A 19995-nucleotide genomic window follows, 5' to 3' on the forward strand; every position below is an offset into this window, starting at 1 on the left:
TAATAAATGCGTTATTTCCCTGCAGTCTTTATGGCTGCTTGCCACAACAATCCCAAGGCGCTGTTAAAACGCCCTTATCGTGAGAAATGAGGTTGTCCATGACTGATCAATCCCAAGAAAGCCGCGAAGATAACTTCGCCGATGCCTGTGCTGCCATTGCGGTAATCGCGCTGGTTGTCGGTACCGCTGTGTACTGGCTGGCGGGCATGCCCTCGTAGTTGGTCTTAGTTGGATCGCAGTTAGATCTTAGCTGGGGCGTGGCCGCACAGGCGGCCACACTTTCTTTTAGCCGTCCTTTTTTGCCTTTTCTGTCCTCACTTTTTCCCTTACCCCGGCCTCGTTTTACCTGCCTTATCCTCCCCTGAAGCGTCTGCCTATACCACTCAGATCGGGGACTTTCGGGCCAATTCCACCTGACTACAGAAGGAAGTCTCACCCCCGGCTGTGATTCAGCCGGAGGCGGTGACAGTGTGGCTGCGCTACTAGGGATCGTAATCCAGGCTGGGTGACAACCAGCGTTCAACCTCGGCTACTGAGGCCCCTTTACGCTCAGCGATGGACTCGACCTGATCCTTGCCGATCCGGCCCACCGCAAAGTAGCGGGACTCGGGGTGGGAGTAGTAGAAGCCACTGACTGCAGCAGCAGGGTGCATCGCCAAGTGTTCGGTCAGGGTAATGCCGGTGTTGTTGGTGGCGTCCAGCAGTTTGAATAGCGTCACTTTCTCGGTGTGGTCCGGGCAGGCCGGATAGCCGGGAGCAGGGCGGATGCCCCGGTACTGCTCCTTGATTAGGGCGTCGTTGTCCAAGTCTTCATCTGGCGCGTAGGGCCAGAATTCCTGTCGCACGCGCTTGTGGAGATGCTCAGCAAAAGACTCGGCCAGGCGATCTGCCAGGGCTTTGACCATAATGGCACTGTAGTCATCATTGGCGGCCTCGTACTCGGCCGCCAGCTCATCGGCGCCGAGCCCCGTGGTCACCGCGAAGCCGCCAATATAGTCCTGAACACCCGCTTCGGCTGGCGCAATGTAATCCGCCAGGCTCATATTGGCTTTGTCGTCAGACTTCTGGGTCTGCTGGCGCAAGTGGTGGAGCACTGCCAAGGGCGCGCCACTGTCATCGAGGACCTGAATGTCATCGCTGCCCTTGCGCTGTGCCGGCCAGAAGCCAATTACACCGTTGGCGCTGAGGCGCTTCTCGGCTATGAGCTTATCCAGCATGCGCTGCGCGTCGTCGTAAAGGTTGCGGGCCGCTTCGCCGACTTTTTCGTCGTCCAGTATCTTGGGGAATTTACCCGACAGGCCCCAGGAGATGAAAAACGGCGTCCAATCGATGGTTTCCCGCAGCGCCTCCAATGAATAGTTCTCAAATACCTTGGTACCGGTAAAACTGGGTGCCGGGGGCTGATACTGGCTCCAATCAAATTGAAAGCCATTGTTGCAGGCGTCACTGTAGGGCAGCAGGCGGACTTTCTTGCCGCCGGCAGCACGGCGGGCCCGGATACGCTCGTATTCGTCCCGGCGTTCGGCGATAAACTTGTCTTTGAAGTCGTCGCTGATTAGCTGACCGGCCACCGATACGCTGCGGGAGGCATCCGGCACGTAGACCACGGCATCGTTGCTGTACTGGGGCTCGATTTTGACGGCCGTGTGGGCCTTTGAGGTTGTGGCGCCACCGATCATCAGCGGTACTGAGAAACCCTGGCGCTGCATTTCGGCGGCAACGTGGACCATTTCATCCAGCGACGGCGTGATCAGGCCGCTGAGGCCGATGATATCGACGTTCTCTTTCTTCGCCGTCTCCAAAATGGTTTCGCAGGGCACCATCACGCCGAGATCAATGACCTCAAAGTTGTTGCACTGCAACACGACACCGACGATGTTCTTGCCGATGTCGTGGACATCGCCTTTAACGGTCGCCATCAAAATTTTGCCGTTGGTCTTGGCGCCGACGGATTTTTCCGCCTCGATATAGGGGTTGAGGTAGGCCACCGCCTGTTTCATTACCCGGGCGGATTTGACTACCTGGGGCAGGAACATTTTGCCATCGCCAAACAGATCGCCCACCACATTCATACCGTCCATGAGCGGCCCTTCGATCACGTCGATGGGCTTGGTGGCTTGTAGTCGGGCAGCTTCGGCATCTTCTTCAATATAAGTGGCAATGCCCTTGACCAGGGAGTGCTCGATGCGTTTTTCCACTGGCCATTCCCGCCAGCTCAGGTCTTCCTGCTGACTGCTGCCCTTGCCGTCGCCCCGGTAGCGCTCGGCGATCTCCAGTAGGCGCTCGGTGCTGTCGTCCCGGCGATTGAGAATGACGTCTTCAACGTGTTCCCGGAGTTCTTCTGGCAGATCGTCGTAGATGGCCAGCTGCCCGGCGTTGACGATGCCCATATCCATACCCGCCTTGATGGCGTGGTACAGGAAGACTGAGTGTATGGCCTCCCGTACTGGGTTATTGCCCCGGAATGAGAAGGACACATTGGACACGCCGCCAGACACCAGGGCGTGGGGTAGGGACTCCTTGATAAAGGCGGTGGCTTCGATGAAGTCGACGGCGTAGTTATTGTGCTCGTCGATACCGGTGGCCACAGCAAAGATATTGGGGTCAAAGATAATGTCCTGGGGCGGCAAGCCTTCCTCCACCAGGATGTGATAAGAGCGTTTGCAAATCTCGGATTTGCGGGCGTAGGTGTCAGCCTGACCGTCTTCGTCAAAGGCCATGACCACCACTGCGGCGCCGTATTTCATACACTGGCGGGCTCGCTGGCGAAATTCGTCCTCCCCCTCCTTGAGGGAGATGGAGTTCACCACGGCTTTGCCCTGAATACATTTCAAGCCGGCTTCAATCACCTCCCACTTGGAGGAGTCCACCATGATCGGCACCCGCGAGATATCGGGCTCTGAGGCAATCAGGTTAAGGAAGGTCACCATGGCTTCCTTGGCGTCCAGCATGCCCTCGTCCATATTGACGTCGATGATCTGGGCGCCGTTCTCTACCTGTTGCCGAGCCACCGACAGGGCCTCGTCGTAGTTGCCCTCCAGAATCAGTCGTTTGAAGGCGGCGGAGCCGGTGACATTACAGCGTTCGCCAACGTTGACGAACAGGCTGTCTTTGCCAATGGTAAAAGGCTCCAGGCCGGATAGGCGGCAGGCGACTTCTCGGCTTGGCAGTGGCCGCGGGGCAACACCGTCTACCGCAGCGGCGATGGCTTTGATATGGGCTGGAGTGGTGCCACAGCACCCGCCCACTAGGTTGAGGAAGCCACGCTTGGCAAAGTCGTGGAGTTCAACCTGCATGTCCTCGGGCGTTTCGTCGTATTCGCCAAATTCGTTGGGCAGGCCGGCGTTGAAGTGACCGCTAAAATGGCAATCGGCGGCTTCTGCCAGCTCCTCGACAAAGGGGCGGATTTCGCTAAAGCGCCGTCCACAGTTGGTGCCCACAATCAGCGGCTTGGCGTGGGCAATGCTGTTCCAGAACGCCGTCGGCGTCTGGCCTGACAGGGTCCGTCCGCTGACATCGGGGAAGGTCACCGAAATCATAATGGGGACTTCCAGCCCGCTGTCTTCAAAGTATTGCAGTACCGCGTAGACGGCGGCCTTGGCATTGAGACTGTCAAAAATAGTCTCAATCAGCAGCAGATCGGAGCCCCCTTGAATCAAGCCCCGAGCGGCGACGTAATAGTCGGCCACCAATTGATCGAAATTGATGTTTCGGGCGCCGGGGTCGTTGACGTCGGGGGAAATCGACGCGGTGCGAGGGGTGGGGCCGATAACACCGGCGACAAAGCGAGGCTTGGCGGGGTTTTTCGCGGTTTCAGCGTCCGCCACTTCCCGGGCTAAACGGGCACCTTCTAAATTGAGCTCTTCAGCGAGCTCGCCCAACTTGTAGTCATCCATCGCCACAGCGGTGGAGTTAAACGTGTTGGTTTCGATAATGTCGGCGCCGGCATCCAGAAAATCCTGGTGGATGTCGCGAATCAATTGTGGCCGGGTCAGGGTCAGCAAGTCATTGTTGCCGCGCAAGTCCAGCGGGTAGTCGGCAAAGCGCTCCCCGCGGTAGGCTGCTTCGTCCAGTTTGTAGCTCTGAATCATGCTGCCCATGGCGCCGTCCAGCACCATAATACGGTCTTTAAGGGCGGCTTTGAGTTCGGCGACACGAGCAGATGGCGAAGAGGTTTGACGACTATTCATGAAGGTCCTGAAAAATTAATAATATGCTTTACGCGGTCGGCGGCGTTGCCCAAGGCTGGGGCCACAGCGGCCAATCTGTTAAACTAGGCGCAACGAGGTAAACGCGCAATTCTAGCAGATCGAACGCGGAAGAGTGACTGCCTGGGCAAGGCCCGGGGTAAAATGCTGATGTGAATGTTGCAAATGATGTTGCGAATATTGAACCACGCTTAGAATTTGAGTGTGAGATGTTCTCGACCAGAAACGTAAACTAGCAGCACTGATCAGAAGCATACGCAAAAATCCTGCCGCTTCCGCACGGCGATGTAACGAGGTATCTATGACAGCCGTACAATCCGACGTAAATCTGACCATCACCGAATCGGCCCAAGACTACTTGGCCGAGCTGCTGTCCAAGCAGGATGATGTGATTGGTGTGCGGGTGTTTATCACCCAGCCGGGGACGCCCAAGGCCGAAACCTGTATTGCCTACTGTCGTGAGGGCGACGCCAATGACAACGACGTGGTGGTGGACTACAAGCAGTTTAAGGCCTATTACGAAGGCCGCAGCGTGCCGTTCTTGGATGAGGCCTATATCGACTACTCCACGGACCGTATGGGTGGCCAGCTCACCATTAAAGCGCCCAACGCACGCCTGCCCAAAGTTAGTGCAGACAGCCCGGTGGAAGACCGCATCAACTATGTTCTCTACAACGAGATCAACCCCTCACTGGCCGCCCACGGTGGTGAGGTGTCGCTTTTGGAGGTGACCGAGGACCAGTACGCCGTGCTCAAGTTCGGTGGCGGCTGTCAGGGTTGTGGCATGGTGGATGTGACCCTTAAAGAAGGGGTGGAGAAAACCCTGTTGGAGCAGGTGCCTGAACTGGCCGGGGTCAAAGACACCACCGACCACAGCAACACTGAGAACGCCTATTTCAAGTAAGCGCGGAGAACTGGTCGATGCAACGGCTCCGGGTGCTGTCTTACAACGTGCACAAAGGGTTTTGCGCGGCCAACCGGCGTTTCTTGCTGGAGGAAATCCGCGACACGATCAGGTTGGTGGATGCCGACCTGGTGTTTCTGCAGGAGGTGGTGGGTGAAAATACCCGTCACGCAGCGGAGCTTTCTGACTGGATAGACGAAAGTCAGTTTGAATACCTCGCCGACCGCAGCTGGCCTCACTACGCCTATGGCCGCAATGCAGTGTATCCCCACGGTCACCATGGCAACGCCATTCTCAGCAAGCACCACATCCTCAGCAGCGACAATATCGATATCTCCCACTACGCCCGCTCTCAGCGTGGTCTGTTGCACACCGTGATCGAACCCGGCATTCATCTCATTTGTACTCATATGGGTCTACTGGGTTGGGAGCGTAACCGCCAATTTCAACAGTTGGTGGAAGTGGTAGAGGAGCGGCTGCCGCCAGAAGCGCCGCTGATCATTGCCGGAGATTTCAACGATTGGCGGGGTAAGCTGCACGGCTTGTTTCAGCATCGCCTGGGCTTAAAAGAGGCGATCACTCAAATTGATGGCAAGCCGGCGCGGAGTTTTCCCTCCCAGCGGCCGCTGTTGAGGCTGGATAGAATTTACTACCGAGGGTTCAACGCGGTGACGGCGGCGGCCCTGAAAGGAGCGCCCTGGAACGCCTTGTCGGATCATTGCGCGCTATTTGCTGAGCTGGCGCCGCAAGATTGGCAAGGCAGACAAATTGTCGGGGGAAAAGTCCAGGCATAAAAAAGCCCCACAGAGTGGGGCAATGCCTTAGATGGTATAGAAGCACTGGTGCTTACGGGGCGCCGATGACTTTGGATCAAAAAAAATGCGCCAGTGGCGCATTTTTTTACTTATTTAGAAAAAGCGTGGTGCTTAGCCACGTTTGCGCTTGGGCAGCACTTCTCGCAGCTTATCCCGCATTTCCCGCAGCGCCGCTTCGGTTTCAGTCCAGCCGATGCAGCCATCGGTGACCGAGACGCCGTATTTCAGGTCGCTGAGATCTGCGGGAATACTCTGTTTGCCGGATTCTAGGTGGCTCTCAATCATTAATCCAATAATTGAGGTATTGCCTTCAAGTATTTGATTTGTAACATCTTCAACAACTAAAGGCTGAAGCTCTGGCTTCTTGTTGGAGTTGGCATGGCTGCAGTCCACCATGATGTTGGGGGTAATGCCCGCTTTCTCCAGTTCCTTCTCACAGAGTTTGATGTGCACAGAGTCGTAGTTGGGGCCCTGGCTGCCGCCGCGCAGTACGACGTGGGCGTAGCGATTGCCCCGGGTGTGGATCACTGCCACCTGGCCGTCGCCGTTAATACCCAAAAAACGGTGGGGATTGACCGCCGATCCAATGGCATTGATGGCGACATCTAGACTGCCATCAGTGCCGTTTTTAAAGCCCACGGCGGAAGACAGGCCGCTGGCCATTTCCCGGTGGGTTTGGGATTCGGTGGTGCGGGCACCGATTGCCGACCAGGAAATACAGTCTTGAAGGTACTGGGGAGAGATCGGGTCCAATGCCTCGGTGGAGGTGGGCAATCCCAGCTCAGAGATATCCAACAGCAGGCGGCGGCCGATATGCAGGCCTTCTTCAATCTTGAAAGTGTCGTTGAGGTAGGGGTCGTTGATCAGACCTTTCCAGCCGACAGTGGTGCGGGGCTTCTCAAAATACACCCGCATAATAATCACCAGCGTATCGGAGAGTTCGTCGGCCAGCTTTTTAAGGCGGCGGGCATAATCCATAGCTGCTTCGGTATCGTGAATCGAGCAGGGCCCCACCACGATAAACATACGGTGGTCCTTGCCGTCGAGAATATCCCGCACGGTTTGGCGCCCGGCGGTGACCACGGCTTCGGCGTTCTCGCTCATTGGCAGCGCCGCTTTGAGGCGGGCCGGCGTAATGAGCACTTCCTGAGCTTCAACGTTCAGGTTTTCAATAACTGTATCAGACATTCAACTACCGCTTGATAAGGGGGAAGTGCGTGGTTATGCGCGTACCTTCCCCGATCTGTGCTTCCCTAATATGCCTTTGCTGCGCTGCCCGTCGTTTCAGGGCGCATCTGCCAAAGGAGTGAGTCGATATTCGCGACGAGCGCGGAACCCCGCATTCTACCTTAAAAATCGACGATAAAAATATGCTCTAGACAAAGGTGTGGGTAGAATGTCGGTTTTTCAAGAACAATCCCCACGGTTTCGTCACCATATGCGCATTATAGGGCTCAATGTTGCGGCAGTATTAAACGCGATCTTTTCGTTTTCCCTCCTTGTTGTAGCGATGACCGCATCGGCGCAGTCTTCATCCAGCCAGGGTGACGAGGAACAGCCATTGCCGGTGGTCAAACTCAGTCCAGCCGTTCGCAGTGAGGTCATTGATCCCTATGCCGAGCTGCCGTGCAGGAAGCTGGGTACGGTCAGCCCCGACACCGAGGTTCAGCGCGAGGCCTTGAAACGGCGCAGCAAGGCTTGCTTAAAAGCTCACGAAGCCTTTCTCCCATCGGCGACTGCGCCAGGGCCCCGCTAAGCATGGCAAAGTTATTCAAGCCCGCCGGCAGCAAATCCCGGGGCAAAGTCAAAGTATCGCGCCATAAGCCCAAGCGCGTCGAGCTGGATATCCAGCGCTTGGCAGACGACGGCCGGGGTATTGCCCACCACAACGGCAAGGTCGTGTTTGTGGCTGGCGCGCTGCCGGGGGAAACCGTCCAGGCCACGGTGAAAGAACAATCGCGCCGTTTTGATCAGGCTATTTGCGACACCCGGTTAAATGATGCCCCTGAGCGAGTTGAGCCATTCTGCCAGCACTACGGTGCGTGCGGAGGCTGTCAGTTACAGCATCTGGATATTGCCGCCCAGCGCCAGCACAAGGTACAGCGACTGGCGCAGGCACTGCCGCCAGCGGCATCAATCCCGGAAATTGCAGTGTTGTCTGGCAAGCCCTTAGCTTATCGCCACCGGGTCAGGCTGCACTATCGACAGGGACGGCTGGGCTTTCTGGCGCGCCAATCCAATTCCCTGGTGGAAGTCGCTGAATGCCCCTTGCTTCAAGATGCGCTGTCGGCGTCACTAAAGGCGATTCGTCAGCCCTTGCTTGAAGCCCTGGGACAGCACGACAGCGGCGAGTTGCGACTGGCTGTGGGTGATGACGGCCGTGTGGGCTTGTCTCTGAGCTCCCATCAGGCCCGCAGCGAATCCTGGTGTGAGCAGTTAGCTCAGCATTTAACGCCTGACGCCACGCTTTACCAAGTTGCCAGCCAGTGCGGAGAGTGGCACAGCGACGCATCGCCACTTACCCTGAATGTTTATGATGACTCTGCAGGCTCCCAGCTGGCGCTGTTATTTCGCCCCAATCACTTTAGCCAGGCAAGCCCGGAGCTGAACCGGGGCATGGTCGATTGGTGTATGGCGGGCTTACAGGCCCAATCCGGGGAGCCGGTGGCAGACTATTTCTGCGGACTGGGTAACTTTAGCCGGCCCCTGGCACAGCGGGGCGCAAAGGTGTTGGCCGTTGATCTGGATCGGGCCATGTTGGCAGAGGCGGATGCCCAGCGCGACCGCGCGCGGGAGGCGATTGATTACCGCTGTGCAGACCTCTTTGACGGCGAACAAATACCGCTGCCCAAAGCACTGACCAAAGTACTGTTGGACCCGCCCAGGGCGGGAGCAAAGTCGCTGTGCGAACGTCTGGCCGTGGCGCGCCACGTGCGCACTGTCGCTTACGTGTCTTGCGATCCCGCCACTTTAAAGCGGGATCTAGCGATACTGGCCGGTGCGGGCTTTAGTGTCAAAGCGGCGGCGATGGTAGATATGTTTCCCCACACCCAACACCAGGAAAGCATGGTGCTGTTGACCCGGTGATCCGCCGATCCGCTAAGCTTATAAAGCCGGGTGCGCAGAGCTCAGTCAAACTTGGCGATAATGTCCTGGGCAAACCGGCGGATACCCTCGCAGCGTTCGGCGACATCGTCGGTATTGCCGTAATAGAAAGGCCAAGGCTGGGTCAGTATATGGGTGACACCGCCGGCTTCCAGCTCCCGGTAGCCCTCCACGGTAAAGGCGTCGGAGGGCGTCGCCATTACCGAAAACGGCCGATCTTCGCGGTCGTATTCCCGCCGATAGTCGCGGATTTTTGCCACGCTGGCGAGAATCTCCTCGCTGCTTTGCAGGTCGCTGACCCAGCCGTCGCCAGCCCGGGCCGCCCGACGCATGGCCGCATCGCTAATACCGCCCACCCAAATAGGAATGGGACCACCGGGGGCGGGGTTCATCTCCAGCCTGGGAAAGGAATAGTAACGCCCGGAGTAAGACACCATTTCGCCGCTCCACAGCAGGGGCAGGATGTCGAGAATTTCGTCGCAGCGTTTACCCCGGGTATGGAAATCCTGCTCTAGCAGGGTGAACTCATCTTTAGACCAGCCGACCCCAATCGCGGGTATCACTCGATTTCCAGACATCACTGCCGCTGTGGCTATGGCTTTGGCCACCAGGAAAGGGTTGCGCATCGGCAACACAAAAATATTGTTGGTGAACTTCAGGCGCTCGGTGAGACTGGCAAGAGCGGCTGTCATCACCCAGGGGTCGGGCCAGTCGGTAAAGGGTTCCCAGCGGCGAGAGCCATCGTCAGTGTAGGGGTAGGGGGTGTTTAGGGTTTCCAAATTGGCCACATGGTCGGAAAACGAGATGGCCTCCCAGCCACACTGATCAGCGGTAACCGCCAGTTTTGACAACTGTGTCAGCTCACAGAATGAACCGGACAATACGAATTTCATAGGGACCCTGCCGTAGAGTTAATTATTATTACCGAGCGCGTGACGCTGTATGAGAAAAGTGAGCAGACCGTCGACGGCGCTCTCCAACTCGGAGATCATGCGTTGAAATTGTGAGGCATCGCCATAGTAGGGATCATCCAGCTGAGCCTGCTTGGCGGCGCCGGCAAACTCCATCAACAGCCGAATTTCAGCTGCACTTTGGTCAGTAGCCCAGCACTCGACCTGCATCAGATTTTTGCGATCCATCGCCAGTAGATAGTGCGCTTGCTGATAGTCGCTGTCGTCGATTTGCCGGGCCACCTCTGCTGACAGGTCGTAGCCTGCCGCGGCGGCAGCCTGTGTCGCCCTGGGGTCGGCGGGCTTGCCAACATTGAAGGCGGCGGTGCCGCAGGCATCGCTGGTGAGCTGATCGCTTAGGCCGGCCGCGGCTACCCGCTGATCAAAAATCACCCGCGCTGCCGGGGAGCGGCAGATATTGCCCAGGCACACAAACACAACGTGGATGGCCATAGTGGCGTGAATCCCTACAAAACCTGCACGGTATCACGGCTGTTTTGACGGCTATATCATCCGTTTAGAGGTTCGTCGCCAGTGGAGCTACGCGCTACTCAGCGGGCTTTGCTGCTGAGGAGAACCACGAATTTGCGGTCCGATAGCACCACCTCAGCCCCACCGAAGAGTTTTTTAAGGGTGAGGTGATAACCCAGATGGCGATTGCCAACCACGCACAATTTGCCACCGGGGCGAAGGTGACGCTTGGCATCCTTAAACATCTGCCGGGCGATATGATCACCGATTTGTTGTCCCTGGTGAAAAGGCGGGTTGCAGAGCACCAAGTCGAAACTCGGGCCGTTGTACTGGCCCATGCAGTCGTCGCAGTGGAAGTGGTGATTGGCTGGGTGGGTCAGGTTTCGCTGGGCGTTGTCCCGGGCGCTGTCGACGGCCAGAAATGACTCGTCAAAAAAGTGTACTTCAGTATCTGGCCAGTGTTTGGCCGCCATAATACCCAACAGGCCGTTGCCGCAGCCAAGGTCGGCAATGCAGCTGGCATGGGGCAGTTGGGTAAGGGCTTGAAGCATAAGCCGACTGCCCCGGTCCAGTTTGTCGCGGCTAAAAACATTGGCACGGTTGCGCAGGGTCAAACCGTATTCTGCGGCGTCCAGAAAGTGGCTGTCGTCCTGTTGATGCCGGCTATCTGAGAGGGCCGAGAGTTCCAGTAGGCGGGATTTTTTCCAGGCCAGTGAAGGCTGACATGGCCCGATATTTTGCTCAAATACCTTCAGCAATGCGATATCGATGTACTTGGCCATCGCCGCCGCAACGAACTGCGTCGGGGATGAAATCAGATTGCCAATGGCTTGCAGTTGGTAGCTTAGCAGAGAATGGCTTCGGGGCGGGCGCAACAGCACCAAGTCAAAGGGGCCCTCAGGAAGGTCTGTGGCAGGCAGACAATGGGGAGAGGGGCGCTGATTTAATGCCGCATTTTCAGCCGCGGCCAAATGGCTTACCGCGGAGTCTGACCACAGGGTACATTGAAACTCCGACAGTGCCGTGGCGAGGGTGCCAAAGCTGTCGTTAACCAGCAGAATCCGCGCTGATGATGGCAGGTTGAGCTCTGCGACCCGTTTCAGTAGATAGCGGTCGGCCGCATCCCAGGCTTGCAAAACCTCATTGCGACGACGGGGCCGGCGCTGTAATTGCAGCTTGCCAAAGGGGCAGTCCAGATAGTCGCTATTCATAAGGGCCTTTGGTCATAAGGGCCTTTGGTCATGAGGGCGCCTGGTCATAAGGGCCTCTGATCGCGAGAGTCTCTGGTCATGACGGCTCTTGCTCATTACGGCCGGGGGTCAAGACAGTGCTTCGCTATTGTCCAACAGTAGCGTTTTCAGGCGCTGTCGTTCGCTATCACCAATGCCGAGACCCACTTGAAGGTAGCGATCGATATCACCGTAATCCTTTTCAATAGCGCCGTAAGCGGCGTTAAGAAACTCTGGCGATGCACGCAATAAACTGCCCAGTGCGGCGTCACTGTGCCGCCACTCGGGATGCTCCGTGAGGAGGCCCAGTATGCGGCGCACCCGAGCCTCTGTATAAGTGTTGGTCGCCAGGTAGTCCTGCATAATCACATCGTCATCTACCCCCAGTGCATGCAGTACCAGTGCCGCCGCCAGGCCAGTGCGATCTTTTCCCGCAGAGCAGTGGAACACTTGGGGGTAGAAGTCCTCTTCCAAAAGCAGCTGCATCCACTGGCGGAAGGTAGGGGTAAATCGCTCGATCATTTCCCGGTTGGCGGCAATAAGGAAATCGGCCATTTCTTCAGCGCCGATGGAGGCCGCTGTAAGTCGGGCGGTCAATTTATCGAAGTTGGCGGCCTCCACGCTGACTGGCAGCAGGTGGATGGCAACGTCGGCATCGGGCCACAGCGAGTGGGGGTTAGATTGATATTCTTCCGGCGAGCGGAAGTCTACTATTCGGCGCAGATTCAGGCGTTTGAGGTATTTGATATCCTCGTCACTAAGGCCGGCAATCTTATCGGAGCGGTACAGTCGGCCCCAGCGCAATGGCCGTCCGTCAGCGGTGTAATAGCCCCCCAAATCCCGAAAGTTATGCATTTTTTCAAAGGGCAGTTTACGCCACTGTTCCCGCTCTGGATGCTCGGTCAAATGGGGTAGGGGGCGTTCGTTTGCCGGTGCCAGTTCGGCGTCAGCTCGGGCGTCGAGCAAGCTTAGAAAGGGTTTAGCGTCCATCAAATTCTGACCTTTTATAATTGCCAGTCGCAGCGGGAGCCGCGCTATCGTGGGTGAGAGACTGGCGGCTTGTTCGGTATTCACCGGGCGTCATCCCGGTCCATTTTTTAAAAGAGCGATGAAAGGCGCTGGGTTCATCAAAACCCAATAGCGCCGAGATCGCATTGATCTTAAGCTCCGGCTGGTTCAACCAGCGCATGGCGTGTTCCCGGCGCAATTCATCTTTGAACTGCTGGTAGGTGGTGCCGTGCTCCTTCAGCCGACGGCGAAGGGTTCGCACCGACATATGTAACCGATCCGCCATCGCCACCACGCTGGGAAACTCGTGGCTGAGATCATTGCCGACAATGCGTTTCATCTGGGATAGCAGGGTACTGTCGTCTTCATCTGGTGACACCAGCAAATGGTAGGGCGCGTCCCGCAAGAAACGCCGCAATGAATCCTCGGTCCGCACCAGCGGGCAGTCCAGCGTATAGCTGGGCATGAAGAAGGCATTGTATTCGGCGCCAAACACCAACTCGGTATCAAAAAGCTGATCGAAATAGGCGCGTTTTTCTGGCTCGGGAGCCTGTAAGTGCACAGAGCGCAAATCCAGCGGTTTGCCTATCAGCCACTGGCAGAAGCGCCGCCAGATGGCCATGGTGTGGGCAGTGGTGTAGCGCTGCTGATTGACATCGCCACTGCCGGCCAGGTCGCCATCGTCGGGAAAACGAAAACGTGCACTGCCGTCCTCAAGTAATTGCACCGGATATTTTACGCCGCTGGGTGTGTCGGTGAGTGTGCGGCAAAAACTCATAAACTCCGCCGCCCGTTGCAGTGCCTGGCCCAGGGTTTCGCAGTGGATGATAAACAGGGCAAGCATGCGAAAACTCCCCGCCGGGGTGCGTTGGCGCAGGCCCAGACCAAAGGATTCGTCTTGCAGTAGCCACATTACCCGCCGATAAAGCCGGGTATAAAGTCTGGCATCAATCATGGCGTCGCGGTCGGCGTTTGCCGCCAGCGGATCTACCGGGAACTGCAGAGAGTGCAGCAATTCGGCAGGGTTGTAGCCCTGTGCGGTGACCACCTGCAGCATATTGCGGGCGTATTTCAGGGGCACTTGGCCGGGTTTGAGGTTGGCGGGTTTAGGCAATGCCGGTTCCGTATCTGTTTATCTTATCGGCCGATAGTGTAACCGGGCTGTGCTGGCCGGCCCAAATTCGTTGCTAAAGTTTAATTCTGCGGCGTGAGTTTGCCCGCGCTGATGTCTTGCCAGTAATGGCAGGCAGCGTGGTGTTGACCGCGGGCCGGTTGCTGGGGTGTGCCAGAGGGAGTCAAGGTCGGGCGCTGGCTCTTACAGTCGGCCTGGCGGTAGGGGCAGCGGCTGTAAAAGCCACAGCCCGGTTGCTCAATCAACGGTGATGGCAAGTCACCGGCGATCACAGGGTGGCTTACCCGGGTCTTGCCGATACTGGGGATGGCAGCCAAAAGCGACTGGGTATAGGGGTGGCGGGGCGCCTGATAAATGGCCTCAGCGTCGCCGACTTCGACCAACTTGCCCAGGTACATTACCGCAATGCGGTCGCTCATATGCCGGACTACCGACAAATCGTGGGAGATAAACAGCATACTCAGCTCCAGCTCCTGCTGTATTTCCAGCAACAGGTTAAGGATTTGTGCTTGCACCGAGACGTCCAGAGCCGATACCGCTTCGTCGCAGATCAGCACTTTTGGGGTCAGAGCAATGGCCCTGGCAATGCCGATGCGTTGGCGCTGCCCACCAGAGAATTCATGGGGGTATTTGTCGGCGGCTGACGCCGGCAGGCCAACCCGATCCAATAGCGCCATTACCCGTTGCTGGCGGCTTTTACGGTCCCCTTGACGGTGGATAATCAGAGGTTCCTCGACAATGGCCCCGACGGTGTGGCGGCTGTTGAGGGACTCAAAAGGATCCTGAAAAATCATTTGCAGATCCCGGCGCAGCGGCCGCATTTGTTTTTCAGGCAAGCCGGCGATGTCACGACCCTGATAATGCACGCTGCCGCTGGTAGGGCGGTGTAGGTTCAGTAGAGCTTTGCCCAGACTGCTCTTGCCGCAACCGGATTCGCCCACCAGGCCCAAGGTCTCGCCGCGATCGAGCTTGAAGCTGACGCCATCCACCGCCCGCAATACCGGTGGCTCACCCCAAAGGCGTTTGCCCTGGGGAAAATGCAGACACAGTTGGTCTACCGTCAGCAGATTAGAATCCGGATCAATCGCCGTCATACAATTCGTTCCAATGATGGCAGGCAACCTGGCCGCCGTGTTGGCTGCGTTCCATGGCCGGGGTCTGCTCCCTGCACATGGCGCTGGCGCGATCACAGCGATTGGCAAAACGGCAGCCGCTGGGCATGTTTTCAACGCTGGGGACCTGCCCGGTCATCGCCCTCAGAGGCGTCTTGGGGGCGTGCTGTCCACCTGGCAGAGCAGAGAGCAAGCCTTGGGTATAGGGGTGGCAGGGCGCGGAAAACAAATATTGTGCATGGTTTTCCTCGACGATTTTGCCGGCATACATTACTGCCACGTGGTCACTTACCTGGGACACCAAGCCCAGGTCGTGGGTGATAAATAGCATCGCCATGCCATTGTTGCGCTGTAGGGATTTCAGCAGATCAATAATCTGAGACTGAATGGTGACATCCAGGGCGGTGGTAGGTTCGTCGGCAATCAGCAACGCCGGTTCGCAGGCCAGTGCCAGGGCGATCATGACCCGCTGCCGCATTCCACCCGACAATTGGTGAGGGTAGGTGCCGAGCCGAGTAGCGGGGTCGGGGATGCCGACGTCCTTGAGCAGGTCGATGGCGCGCTGCCGATGTTGCCGGCGTTTGCGCTGGGGAAAATGCAGCTTGAGGACTTCAATAATCTGCCGACCAATGGGCTGTACGGGATTCAGCGCTGTCATGGGATCCTGAAAGATCACCGCGATTTCCCGGCTGCGCAGTTTGCGACGAGCGCTGGGATCCAGGTCGACTAAAGCCTGATTGCGATAGCGAATGTCACCGCCGCACACCCGGGCTTGGGGCCGAGGCAGTAGGCCTAATATCGACATTGCAGTGAGGCTTTTGCCACAGCCAGACTCGCCCACCAGCCCCAGCGTTTCGCCGGCGGCAATGTGGAACTGCACTCCATCTACCAGGGTGCGCTCCTGGCCTTGTTCGTCCCGCAGGGCGATGGCCAGATCGGTCACCGAGAGCACCGGCGTGTCGTCTGACCGGGCGGCAGCTGGTGCAGTACTCATTGGCTGGCCTCCTGAAGCGAATCTCGCTCGCTGTTCTGGCCGCCTTGAGCCCATCGACGGTCCTCAATATACAGAGGTGGCAGGGCTTCGCCTTCAGATTTAGCCGTTTCAATCTCGTGTTTGGCATCCTCATCGATCCAGAACAGGCCGCCGCTGCTACCCAGCGGGCTGAACAGCTGGTCACTGGTACGAGTGCCGTAAAACTCGGGCAATTTTAGCCAGCGCCAGAATGCTTCCCGGGTGTAGGGCACCTTGAAGGTGGGGATATGGGAGCCCTGCTCGTAAACCAGTTGCTCAAGTTCTTTGGCCAGGCGGACCCGGGTGGCTTTATCGCTGGCCTGGCGGTAGGCCTCGATCTTGCGGTCCATCTCCGGGTTGTCGGTGTTGGTAATGTTGTTGGTTTGGGGTTTATGGGCGTTGACCGAGTGATAAAACTCCCAGTAGCGGGGCGACAGGCCACCGCCCGACCAGGCCATCCAGGCCGCCTGGTGTTTGTTTTCGAGAATTTGCTTAAAGGCGGCTGAGGCATCCAGCAACTGTAACTTTAGCTCGATCCCCGCTTTGCGGGCCTCCTGGGCGAGGATTACCAGGCGGTCATTGTGGCCGCTGCTGTAATAGGTAACCCGGATGCTTAAGCGCTGCCCGTCCTTGACGCGAATACCATCTTCGCCGCGCTGATCCCAACCGGCCTCATCCAGGTAGGCATTGGCCTTGTCAATGTCAAATTGGCGGGCGCGGATTTGGGTGTTGCTGTAATCACCGTAGCCCTCGTGGGCGGTTTGCAGGCGTTCGTAGTCACCCCGCAACACGGTGTTGATCACCTTGTCGATATTGAGGGCATGGGCGATGGCATAGCGCACCCGGCGGTCCCCCAGTGGCGGCGCATCCTCGTTCAAAAACAGACCGGCGATGGGCTGGGGCACGTCGTTGTAGAACTTGATTTTGGCCACGTAGCCCTGGTCGTAGATTTCACCTTGTGCTTTCTTGTGCCACAGCCTTGGCATTAATAGCGTAAAACTGTCCAGCTCGCCCTTGCGAAAGTACTGATAGGCGATATTGATGTCCCGAATCAGTTTGACCTTGAGGTAGTCTGGGTTGAAACGGTGCTTAAAGTAGCGCTTGTCGTTGGCCCACCAGTCGTCCTTGCGCTTGAACTCGATGTACTTGCCCTTGCGGATATCGCTGATGCGGTAGGGACCGGTGTTGGGGGCTATCTTCCAGTTGTAGTCACGTACCCAATGCTCATCAAGCTGGTGATAGTGCTGGGGAACGGGACTGATGCTGTACTCAAACAGCATCTCTTCCCGGGGTTTGGCCACCGCCCCCAGTATGCCGATGGTATGGCGGTCGTACTTGACCACGTCTTTGATGATTTCGCTGTAGTAGTTGTTATACCAGGGCGCCAGAATGTATTTAGAGCGCATGAACTCCAGTGCAAAGGTGTAGTCATCGGCCGTGACCGGCGTGCCGTCGCTCCAGCGCGCATCGGGGTCCAGGCGGTAATAGATGCTGTGGCCATCTTCACCAAAAGCCCAGTGCGTCGCTAATTCGGGAATGGGGTTGAGGGTATTGGGGTGAATGCCTACCAAACTTAGATTATTGGCCCGCATATAACTGGCAAAGCTGCCATTGGAGTCCGGGCCGACCAGCCGAAGCGTCAGTGGAAAAGTGGTGATAAAGCTGCGAAAGCGACCACCCCGTTTGGCCTTGGGGCTGGCAAATATCGGGTCGGCGTCGTTGCTCTGCCACTCCAGATTGGCGGGAAGGGTGTCCGGCAGAGATCGCTCCGGGTTTGTAGTGGTTTCTTCGTTACCGACGGCTTCGGCCCAGGTTGGTAGCGGTAATACCAAACTTACAGCCAGTAGCAATGGCCCTAGCACTAGCCAAATTTTGCGGTTCCAGTCGTTACTCATAATAGCTGTATTGTCGCGGGTCGTAGGCATCGCGAATGGCTTCGCCGATATAGGCTACCAACATCAGAATCAGTGTCATCGCCACCACCACAGAGCCCACTAACCACAGGGATTCCATATTCTCTGTACCTTGTTTCAATAACTCACCCCAGCTGGGTGTGGGTGGCGGCAGGCCAAAGCCAAGATAGTCCAGGGCGGTCAACGCGGTAATGCCCGAGGCCACCGAGAAGGGCACAAAGGTGATCAGTGTCGACACGCTGTTGGGCAAGATGTGGCGGAACATAATCCGGCTGCCGGAGGCCCCCAAAGCCCGAGCCGCCATCACGTAGTCCCGGGCCACCTCCTTATAGGTGGCGGTGCGCATATACCAGGTCATGGCGGTCCAGCCGAAGAAGGCCATGATGAACAATAGCGTCCAGAAATTGGGGGTGATGACGGACGCGACAATCATGATCACGTAGAGAAAGGGGATATTGGACCAGATCTCGATAATGCGCTGAAAAATCAAATCGAAGGCACCGCCCCAGTAGCCCATCAGGCAGCCGATCGCCACGCCCACAGCGTAGTTAAAGGCCAGCAAAATCAGCGAAAAAAGCATTGCCGTGCGGAAGCCGTAAATCAAACGCGCCAGTACATCCCGGCCGCTGGTGTCGGTACCCAGATAGTGATGGCGGTCCAGGGAGGGGGCGTGAGGGGGGAAGTCGCCAGCCACCAGATCAGTCTCTAAGGGCCCCCATGGCACCGGGGGCATCACTACCCAGTTGGCACTGTCAGCACTGGCAAACTGGTTTTTCAGGTCCCGGTAATCGACTTCGTAATCATAATCCAGGCCAAAGTCCCGACCGCTGTACACCGCCCCGTAGGAGGGGAAGTACAGTTGGCCCTGATAGGAAACCACCAATGCCCGGTTGCTGGCCAACAGTTCGGCAGCAAAGCAGACCACGGTCAATACCAATAATAACCAGGCTGACACGTAGCCGCGACGTGAGCTCTTGAAGCGCTGCCAGCGTTTGCGGGCAACCGGGTTGCTGAGCAAGAACATCAGCCTGCCGCCCTCCCGCCAAAGCGAATCCGCGGGTCTACCAGGGCGACGCAGATATCCGAAAGAATATTGCCGATCAGGTAGAGCAGAGAAGATATCACCAGAATGCCCATCACAATGGGGTAGTCCCGTTCCAGAATCGCCTCGTAGCCCAATAGGCCAATGCCATCGATATTGAAGATGGTCTCGATCAAAAAAGAGCCGCCAATTAGCAGTGAGATATTGTTGCCAAAGGAAGTGGCAATGGGGATCAGGCTGTTGCGCAGCGCGTGACGGCGAACGCTCTGCCCCCGACTGAGGCCCTTGGCCGCAGCGGTGCGCATGTAGTCTGCAGACAGGTTGTCCATTAGCGCGTTTTTCATCATCAGCGTGGTTACCGCAAAGCTGCCCGCCAGATACGCGATCAAGGGCAGTACCGCGTGATGAAAGATATCCTGAGTTTTGCCCCAGGCGCTTAGATCGTCAAAATCATCGCTGACAAAGCCGCCCAGGGGAAACCAATCATAGTAACCCGCAAACAGGGATATCAGCGCAATACCGATAACATAGCTGGGCAGGGCATAGCCCAGAAACACGACTGCCGATGACAAGCTATCAAAGCGGCTGCCGTGGTACATGCCCTTGAATACACCGAGGGGAATACACACCAAGTAGGTGAGAATCAGTGTGGTCACACCGTAGAAAATCGACACCGGAAAGCGCTCTTTAATGATTTGCCATACCGGGTCTTGATAGCGAGTGGACAGGCCTAGATCAAACTGCAGGACTTTCTTCAACCAGATGCCGTAACTGATGAGTACTGGCTTATCAAAGCCATAGTACTTTTCCAGCTCAGCGATTTGTTCGTCGGAGAGGCTGCCGCCTCCCTGGCTGCGGTGCAGGCTGCCGGCCTCGCCACCGAGCTGCGCCTGGGTCATCAAGCGTTCGATGGGACCGCCGGGGACCACCCGGGTGATGGTGAAAACCAGCAAGGTAATACCAATAAAGGTCGGCACGATAAGCAACAGGCGGCGCAGAAAATAGCCGGTCGTGCCTTCCAGGAGAAATTGCCCCATGTGGTTTGTCTACACCCTCACCGCTTACAGCACAGTAGAAACGCCAAACCATAGCAA

17 protein-coding genes are annotated in these 19995 nt (G+C 57.2%); 5 read left to right on the forward strand and 12 right to left on the reverse strand.

Features of this window, described 5'->3' with window-relative positions; translation table 11 throughout:
• Positions 1-98 precede the first annotated feature (98 nt).
• Positions 99-218, forward strand: a complete 120-nt coding sequence (locus I6N98_RS08755; RefSeq protein ID WP_198571388.1) for a methionine synthase — start codon at positions 99-101, stop codon at positions 216-218.
• Positions 219-482: 264 nt separating this feature from the next.
• On the opposite strand, the gene metH is transcribed toward I6N98_RS08755, so the two are convergent.
• Positions 483-4190: a methionine synthase gene (gene metH / locus I6N98_RS08760; protein WP_198571389.1), complete on the reverse strand. Its 3708-nt coding sequence runs from the start codon at positions 4188-4190 to the stop codon at positions 483-485.
• 319 nt (positions 4191-4509) lie between these two features.
• On the opposite strand from metH, the gene nfuA reads away from it, so the two are divergent.
• Together nfuA and I6N98_RS08770 are read left to right on the forward strand one after the other, a co-directional pair.
• Entirely contained in the window at positions 4510-5112 is a 603-nt protein-coding gene (nfuA, locus tag I6N98_RS08765; protein WP_198571390.1) for a Fe-S biogenesis protein NfuA, read from the forward strand.
• 17 nt (positions 5113-5129) lie between these two features.
• Positions 5130-5906, forward strand: a complete 777-nt coding sequence (locus I6N98_RS08770) for an endonuclease/exonuclease/phosphatase family protein (RefSeq protein ID WP_198571391.1) — start codon at positions 5130-5132, stop codon at positions 5904-5906.
• A gap of 132 nt (positions 5907-6038) precedes the next feature.
• Here I6N98_RS08770 and I6N98_RS08775 read toward each other — a convergent pair whose 3' ends face one another.
• Positions 6039-7115 carry a 3-deoxy-7-phosphoheptulonate synthase gene (locus I6N98_RS08775; protein ID WP_198571392.1) on the reverse strand — a complete coding sequence of 359 codons (1077 nt, stop codon included), beginning with the start codon at positions 7113-7115 and terminating at the stop codon, positions 6039-6041.
• 208 nt (positions 7116-7323) lie between these two features.
• Between I6N98_RS08775 and I6N98_RS08780 the strand changes: the two genes are divergently transcribed.
• Both I6N98_RS08780 and I6N98_RS08785 read left to right on the forward strand, forming a co-directional pair.
• Positions 7324-7683 (forward strand): hypothetical protein, encoded by a 360-nt coding sequence (locus I6N98_RS08780; RefSeq protein ID WP_198571393.1) that lies wholly within the window; start codon positions 7324-7326, stop codon positions 7681-7683.
• Between the two features lie 2 nt (positions 7684-7685).
• A complete protein-coding gene (locus tag I6N98_RS08785) occupies positions 7686-9014 on the forward strand; it encodes a class I SAM-dependent RNA methyltransferase (protein ID WP_198571394.1) in 1329 nt (442 codons plus the stop codon).
• Between the two features lie 41 nt (positions 9015-9055).
• On the opposite strand, the gene I6N98_RS08790 is transcribed toward I6N98_RS08785, so the two are convergent.
• From I6N98_RS08790 to I6N98_RS08835, 10 genes are all read right to left on the reverse strand, one after another.
• Complete coding sequence (locus I6N98_RS08790) at positions 9056-9925, reverse strand: TIGR03619 family F420-dependent LLM class oxidoreductase (RefSeq protein WP_198571395.1); 870 nt, start codon at positions 9923-9925, stop codon at positions 9056-9058.
• 18 nt (positions 9926-9943) lie between these two features.
• Positions 9944-10435, reverse strand: coding sequence for a low molecular weight protein-tyrosine-phosphatase (locus I6N98_RS08795; protein ID WP_198571396.1), 492 nt, complete (start codon positions 10433-10435; stop codon positions 9944-9946).
• A 98-nt stretch (positions 10436-10533) separates the two neighbouring features.
• Positions 10534-11664: a class I SAM-dependent methyltransferase gene (locus I6N98_RS08800; protein ID WP_198571397.1), complete on the reverse strand. Its 1131-nt coding sequence runs from the start codon at positions 11662-11664 to the stop codon at positions 10534-10536.
• A 108-nt stretch (positions 11665-11772) separates the two neighbouring features.
• Entirely contained in the window at positions 11773-12672 is a 900-nt protein-coding gene (locus tag I6N98_RS08805; protein WP_198571398.1) for a tyrosine-protein phosphatase, read from the reverse strand.
• Positions 12662-13804 (reverse strand): AraC family transcriptional regulator, encoded by a 1143-nt coding sequence (locus I6N98_RS08810; protein ID WP_198571399.1) that lies wholly within the window; start codon positions 13802-13804, stop codon positions 12662-12664. The genes I6N98_RS08805 and I6N98_RS08810 overlap by 11 nt, the downstream gene beginning before the upstream one ends.
• Before the next feature lie 80 nt (positions 13805-13884).
• The gene (locus I6N98_RS08815) at positions 13885-14916 is read right to left on the reverse strand and encodes an ABC transporter ATP-binding protein (protein WP_198571400.1); all 1032 of its coding nucleotides are present in this window, start codon (positions 14914-14916) and stop codon (positions 13885-13887) included.
• The gene (locus tag I6N98_RS08820; protein ID WP_198571401.1) at positions 14903-15928 is read right to left on the reverse strand and encodes an ABC transporter ATP-binding protein; all 1026 of its coding nucleotides are present in this window, start codon (positions 15926-15928) and stop codon (positions 14903-14905) included. The genes I6N98_RS08815 and I6N98_RS08820 overlap by 14 nt, the downstream gene beginning before the upstream one ends.
• Positions 15925-17841, reverse strand: a complete 1917-nt coding sequence (locus I6N98_RS08825; RefSeq protein WP_198571402.1) for an extracellular solute-binding protein — start codon at positions 17839-17841, stop codon at positions 15925-15927. The genes I6N98_RS08820 and I6N98_RS08825 overlap by 4 nt, the downstream gene beginning before the upstream one ends.
• The gene (locus tag I6N98_RS08830; protein ID WP_198571403.1) at positions 17834-18883 is read right to left on the reverse strand and encodes an ABC transporter permease; all 1050 of its coding nucleotides are present in this window, start codon (positions 18881-18883) and stop codon (positions 17834-17836) included. Before I6N98_RS08830 ends, I6N98_RS08825 begins: the two co-directional genes overlap by 8 nt.
• Positions 18883-19938 (reverse strand): ABC transporter permease subunit, encoded by a 1056-nt coding sequence (locus I6N98_RS08835; protein WP_198571404.1) that lies wholly within the window; start codon positions 19936-19938, stop codon positions 18883-18885. The genes I6N98_RS08830 and I6N98_RS08835 overlap by 1 nt, the downstream gene beginning before the upstream one ends.
• Positions 19939-19995: the final 57 nt, after the last annotated feature.

Origin of the sequence: Spongiibacter nanhainus, assembly GCF_016132545.1 — a bacterium.
Lineage (GTDB): Bacteria > Pseudomonadota > Gammaproteobacteria > Pseudomonadales > Spongiibacteraceae > Spongiibacter > Spongiibacter nanhainus.